This window comes from Longimicrobium sp. (genome assembly GCF_036280135.1).
Taxonomy (GTDB): Bacteria; Gemmatimonadota; Gemmatimonadetes; order Longimicrobiales; family Longimicrobiaceae; genus Longimicrobium.
In genome coordinates this window covers 1-4,968 of the sequence record NZ_DASURI010000696.1, presented here as the reverse complement: position 1 = coordinate 4,968, position 4,968 = coordinate 1, and the positions used below count along the sequence as shown (strand labels likewise).

Here is a 4,968-nt window from a genome sequence, read left to right as displayed (position 1 = left end):
GTACTCTGCTGCCTCTGCTCCCTCTGCGTGAAAAATTGTTTCTAGAGGCGGACGCGGACGAGGAGCGCGCGATGGTCGCTGACCTCGTCCGGCAGCACGCGGGCCTCGGTGCAGCGCGCGTCACCCGTGAGGTACAGGTAGTCGATGCGGCGGTTCGGCGCGTTGGCGGGGAACGTGAGCGCGTCGCCCGTTCCGCACCGCGCCCACGCATCGCGGAAGCCCGCCGCGCGGAGCGATTCGTGGATGGGGCTCTCCGGCCGCGAATTGAAGTCGCCACCCACCAGCAGCGGCAGACCGGAGCGCCGCGCCGCGTCCGCCTCGCGCAGCACGCCCGCGATCTCCTGCAGCCGCCACACGTCGTCGCCGGATGCGTCCAGGTGCGTGTTGAGGACGGCGATGGGGCCGCCGGGCGCGTCGATGACGGCGCTCAGCACGCCGCGCTGCTCGCGCCCCTCCGCCGACTGCCCCGGCGGCGCCGTGACGGCAAGCGGGAGGAGCGTGTCGCGCCGGATGGGCCAGCGCGAGAGCAGGGCGATGCCGTAGTCCCCGCCCTGAAAGCCGATCGTCCGCCCGAACGCCACGTCGTAGCCCGTCAGCCGCGCCAGCACGGCGGGCTGGTCCGCGGGGCCGGAGCGCTGCGTGTTGCGATCCACCTCCTGCAGCAGCACCAGGTCCGCGCCCACGCGGCGCACCAGCTCCGCCACGCGCGGCAGGTTCTCCACGCCGGCCATGTCCTTGCCCGCGCGGATGTTGTAGACCAGCACCGTCACCTCGCGCTCGCCGCCGGCGGGCTGATTCGCCGCGCATCCGGTGGTCATCAGGAGGAGCGCGAGCAGCGCGAGGACGATGCGTCGGGCGAGCACGGAACGAGGCACGGGCTTGTTCATCGGGTGCGGATGCGTGGAATCAGCGAACGCCGACAAGCTCGCCCCCGCGCCGGGACGACGCCAGTGGCCGGAATCCGCCACATCACGGGAGAAATCCGGCCGCGCAGGCAGGGGACGCCAGATGATTCCGCGGCACCTTGTGTAAACCCAGTTGCCGACACATTCTGATTCACACGCTCCATCGAGAGCCGATCCACATCCCTCATCCGGAGGATTCTCATGCGCCTGCGTACTCCCCTCGTGGTCGCGGCCCTGGCTGCCGCGCTCGCCGTCCGCGCGGACGTGCCCACGGAGGCCGCGCCCGCCCAGACGTGGCCCACCGTCAGCCTGTCGTGCAGCACGGACAGCCAGGCCTGCGAGGCAACCGCGTCCGGCGGCAGCGGCGAGGGCTACAGCTTCGAATGGGCCTGGCCCGTCCAGGAGCAGTCGGACGCGGACGGCGTCAGCACCGGCAACATCGTCTGCTATCCGGCGTGGGGCTGGTTCACCATCTCCGTCACGGTCACGGACAGCAACCACAACAGCGGCTCCGCCTCTACCCAGGTCTTCTGCGCCCCCTGATCCATCCCGCGCCGCGGCTGACCGCAAACGGGCTCCCTCGCCATCTGGCGAGGGAGCCCGTTGTCCTTTCCCCGCAAAGCGTCATCCTGAGGGAGCCGCCGCGCAGGTCCATGCTGTGCACGATCTGTGGCGGCGACCGAAAGATCTTGCCCGCGAAGCTCTGCCGTTGCCCTTGTGCACGGAAGCCGGCTCCGGGTTCCGCACACAAGATCCTTCGGTCGCGCCAAAGTCCCGTGCGCGGTCATGCCATGCGCGGCGCTCCCTCAGGATGACGCTCCTGGGCTCTTGGGGGGAGGTGGGCGAACTCCGCGAGCCCGGAGGGGGGCGTTCACGCCGGCGGGTCGAGCGCCAGGGTGAAGTGGTATCCGTGGATGTGCATCCGCTCGCGGAAGTAGAAGCGGTGCGCGTCGATGCGCTGCACGCCGGAATCCAGCGTCAGCGTGGCGCAGCCCTTTGACCGCGCCTGGTCCTGCAGCCAGCGCAGCAGCGCCCGCCCGTGCCCCGACGAGCGGTGCCGCGGATCGGTGACCAGGTCGTCCACGTACAGCGTCAGGCCGGAAAAGAGCAGGTCCAGGTACCGGTAGCCGGCCACGGCGCGCACCTCCCCGCCCTCCTCCACGAACGCCATCCAGAAGCCGTTCTGCTCCCGCATCCGCGTGACGCGCGGCAGGAACTCGTCGCGGTCCAGGTGCGGGCGCAGCTCCGCCATCACGGGAAAGCAGCGCAGGACGTCGTCGTCGGATTGGGCGAGACGGATGGTGACGGTGGATTCCATGGATCGGTTCCGTGCGGGTGGAAGGTGAGCGGATGCAATCAACCGCACCCGGACGATGCGCGAAAGGGGCGATGCGCATCCCGTTGATCCACCACGGGATGCGCCGATCCCCATCCGCCCTGTCCGCCGGGCGCCCGTTGCACGACGCGGCGGGGGCTGATACCATTGGCGCACAACCAGCGCGAACAGGGCCCACGGAAGTCCGGTGAAAGACCGGCGCGGCCCCGCCACTGTAAGAGGCCCGGCGCATCCCCATGCGCCGGACCGGCCCGCTCTGCACACGCCACTGGACGCTCGCGTCCGGGAAGGCGAGCGCGGCTGCCTCGAGCCAGGAGACGATCCCCGTTCGCCCCGCTATTCACCCCCTCGCGGGAGGGGAGCGGGCACGCGCCTTCTGGCCCATTCGTACCGTCCGCCCCCCCGGGGCCGGCCGGCGCGCGCGCCCGGATGCGCGCCGCTCCCCGTTCTCCCGGCACCCGGGAAGGACGGGCTTTTTGTTTCCCTGGATCAGGATCACCTGCGCGGGCGTGCTGCTGCTCGCCGCGCCGGGGTGCGGCCGTGACGCGCCCCCATCCTCCGCCCACGCGTCGACCCCGCCCGCCGTGGCGGCGCCGGCGCGCGTGCTCTCCATCGACCCCGCCGCCACGGAGGTCGTGCTGGCCTTGGGCGCCGGCGACCGGCTGGTGGGGCGCACGGACTTCGACACGGACCCGCGGCTGGCGCACCTGCCGTCGCTGGGCCGCACGCTCGATCCCACGCCGGAGGCCGTCGCGGGGCTGCGGCCGGACCTGCTGATCGCGTCCGGCTCGCCGGAGCACGGCTCCACGGCCGCGGACGCCGCCGCGCGCATCGGCGTGCGCGTGCACAAGATGCCCATCGAGCGCGTGGCCGACGTGCTGGCCAGCGTCCGCGCCGTGGGCCGCCTGCTGGGGCTGCCGGCACGCGGCGACTCCCTGGCGGACGACCTCGCCGCGCGGCTGGACGGAATCCGCCAGCGCACGGCCGGCCGTCCCCGCCCCAGCGTGCTCTACGTCGTCTGGCCCGATCCCCTGTGGACGGTGGGCCCCGGCAGCTTCGTGGACGAGATCGTCTCCATGGCCGGTGGCTGCAACGTCTTTGGCGACGCGCTCGCCCCGTGGCCGCAGGTGAGCCTGGAAGAGGCGCTGCGCCGCGACCCGGACGTGGTCGTCGTGGCGCGCGGGCGCGAGTCGGCCGAGGCGTTCACGCTAAAGCTGCGGGCGTCCGCGGGCTGGAACCAGCTGACGGCCGTGCGCCAGGGCCGGCTGTACTTCGTGGACTCCGACCTCTTTCACCGCCCCGGGCCGCGGATGGCCGTCGCGGCGGACACGCTCGCAAAGCTCCTTCACCCGGCGGACACGCGCGCGGCCGCCCCCTCCACCACGGGCACCCCCTGCCCCACGCGGGAGGCGTCCCGGTGAGCGTTCGATCCCTTGCGGCCACGTTCGTCTCCGCGTCCCTGCTCTCCGCTCCCGCTACCGCGCAGACGCGGGCCGATACGACGCGGACGGACACGCTGGAGGCGGTCGTCGTCTCCGCCACCCGCGCGCCGGCCCTGCGCCTGACGGAGCCGCGGCGGATCGACGTCGTCACCGCCGCGGACCTGCGGCGGACGGCGGCGGACGACGCGCCGGGCGCGCTGAAGCGGACGGCGGGCGTGGACGTGATCGAGTATCCAGGCGCCCTGGCCGGCGTGGGCATCCGCGGCTTTCGCCCGGAGTTCAGCGGTATCAGCCCGCGCACGCTCACGCTGGTGGACGGGCGCCCGGCCGGGTCCGCCAACCTGGCGACGTTCAACGCGCTGGGGCTGGAGCGGATGGAGGTGCTGCGCGGCCCCGCATCCGCCCTGTACGGCGCGTCGGCCATGGCCGGCGTGGTGAACCTGGTGCCCCGCCGCAGCCAGGGCGCCCTGCGCGGGGGCGCGCGTGGCGCATACGGATCGTTCGAGACGTCGGACGTGGGCGCGTGGGCCGGCGGCGACCTCGTCCCGCGCGTCGAGTTCGACGCGGACGCGGCCTTCTTTCGCCGCGGCGCGGACTACCGCATCGGCCGCGGCGGGTTCCTGGGCGACGCGGTGGACGGCGAGCGCGCCACGCGGCTGTTCGCGGACGGCACGCGCGAGACGGTGGACGAGCCCGGCGCGGGGATCGTCCGGCGCCACACGCGGCAGGAGACGCGCTCCGGGGCCCTGCGCCTGGCGTACCGGATCGACCAAGGGATGCGGATCGAGGCGCGCGGCGACGGCTTCTGGGCGGACGGCGTGGAGACGCCCGGCGACCTGTTCTTCGACACGGCGCAGGACGGCCGCAAGGACCTGCGGCGCACGGGCGGCGAGCTGGCCGTCCGCGGCACGCGGGGCCGTTTCGCGCCCCTCATCCGGGTCTATTCCACCGGCGAGCGCAGCGGCACGTGGGACGTGTTCGCGGCGGACCCGTTCGTGAACTTCGTCAGCCGCTCGTCGTCGCGCGGCGGGCAGGCGCAGACGGCTGTCGCGTTCGGAGCGCATTCGCTCGTGGCGGGCGTGGACGCGGGGACGGTGCGGGCGGAGTCGCGCCGGTACCGTTCCGCGGACGAGGAGATCGGCACCTACTCGCCGGACAGCGAGGTGGGCACGGCGGCGGCGTTCGCGGAGGGGCGCGTCGCCGCGCTGGGCGGACGGCTGCACGCCACGCTCGGCGGGCGGCTGGACCGCACGACGCTGCGGCTGCTGGAGACGCCGCTGCGGAC

The 4,968-nt window shown here is 73.4% G+C and carries 5 protein-coding genes and 1 riboswitch; of the genes, 3 read left to right on the top strand and 2 right to left on the bottom strand.

Annotated elements, in window-relative coordinates:
• Nucleotides 1–41: 41 nt before the first annotated feature.
• A complete protein-coding gene (locus VFZ20_RS22450; RefSeq protein WP_329686189.1) occupies nucleotides 42–887 on the bottom strand; it encodes an endonuclease/exonuclease/phosphatase family protein in 846 nt (281 codons plus the stop codon).
• A 219-nt stretch (nucleotides 888–1,106) separates the two neighbouring features.
• Between VFZ20_RS22450 and VFZ20_RS22445 the strand changes: the two genes are divergently transcribed.
• Nucleotides 1,107–1,448: a hypothetical protein gene (locus VFZ20_RS22445; RefSeq protein WP_329686188.1), complete on the top strand. Its 342-nt coding sequence runs from the start codon at nucleotides 1,107–1,109 to the stop codon at nucleotides 1,446–1,448.
• Between the two features lie 328 nt (nucleotides 1,449–1,776).
• Here VFZ20_RS22445 and VFZ20_RS22440 read toward each other — a convergent pair whose 3' ends face one another.
• Complete coding sequence (locus VFZ20_RS22440) at nucleotides 1,777–2,223, bottom strand: GNAT family N-acetyltransferase (protein WP_329686187.1); 447 nt, start codon at nucleotides 2,221–2,223, stop codon at nucleotides 1,777–1,779.
• Between the two features lie 196 nt (nucleotides 2,224–2,419).
• Nucleotides 2,420–2,560: riboswitch (cobalamin riboswitch) on the top strand.
• A 157-nt stretch (nucleotides 2,561–2,717) separates the two neighbouring features.
• Here VFZ20_RS22440 and VFZ20_RS22435 point away from each other — a divergent pair.
• Nucleotides 2,718–3,662, top strand: a complete 945-nt coding sequence (locus tag VFZ20_RS22435) for a cobalamin-binding protein (RefSeq protein ID WP_329686186.1) — start codon at nucleotides 2,718–2,720, stop codon at nucleotides 3,660–3,662.
• Nucleotides 3,659–4,968 (top strand): TonB-dependent receptor plug domain-containing protein (locus tag VFZ20_RS22430; RefSeq protein ID WP_329686185.1); only part of this gene is annotated, 1,310 nt, incomplete at its 3' end. The genes VFZ20_RS22435 and VFZ20_RS22430, both read left to right, overlap by 4 nt.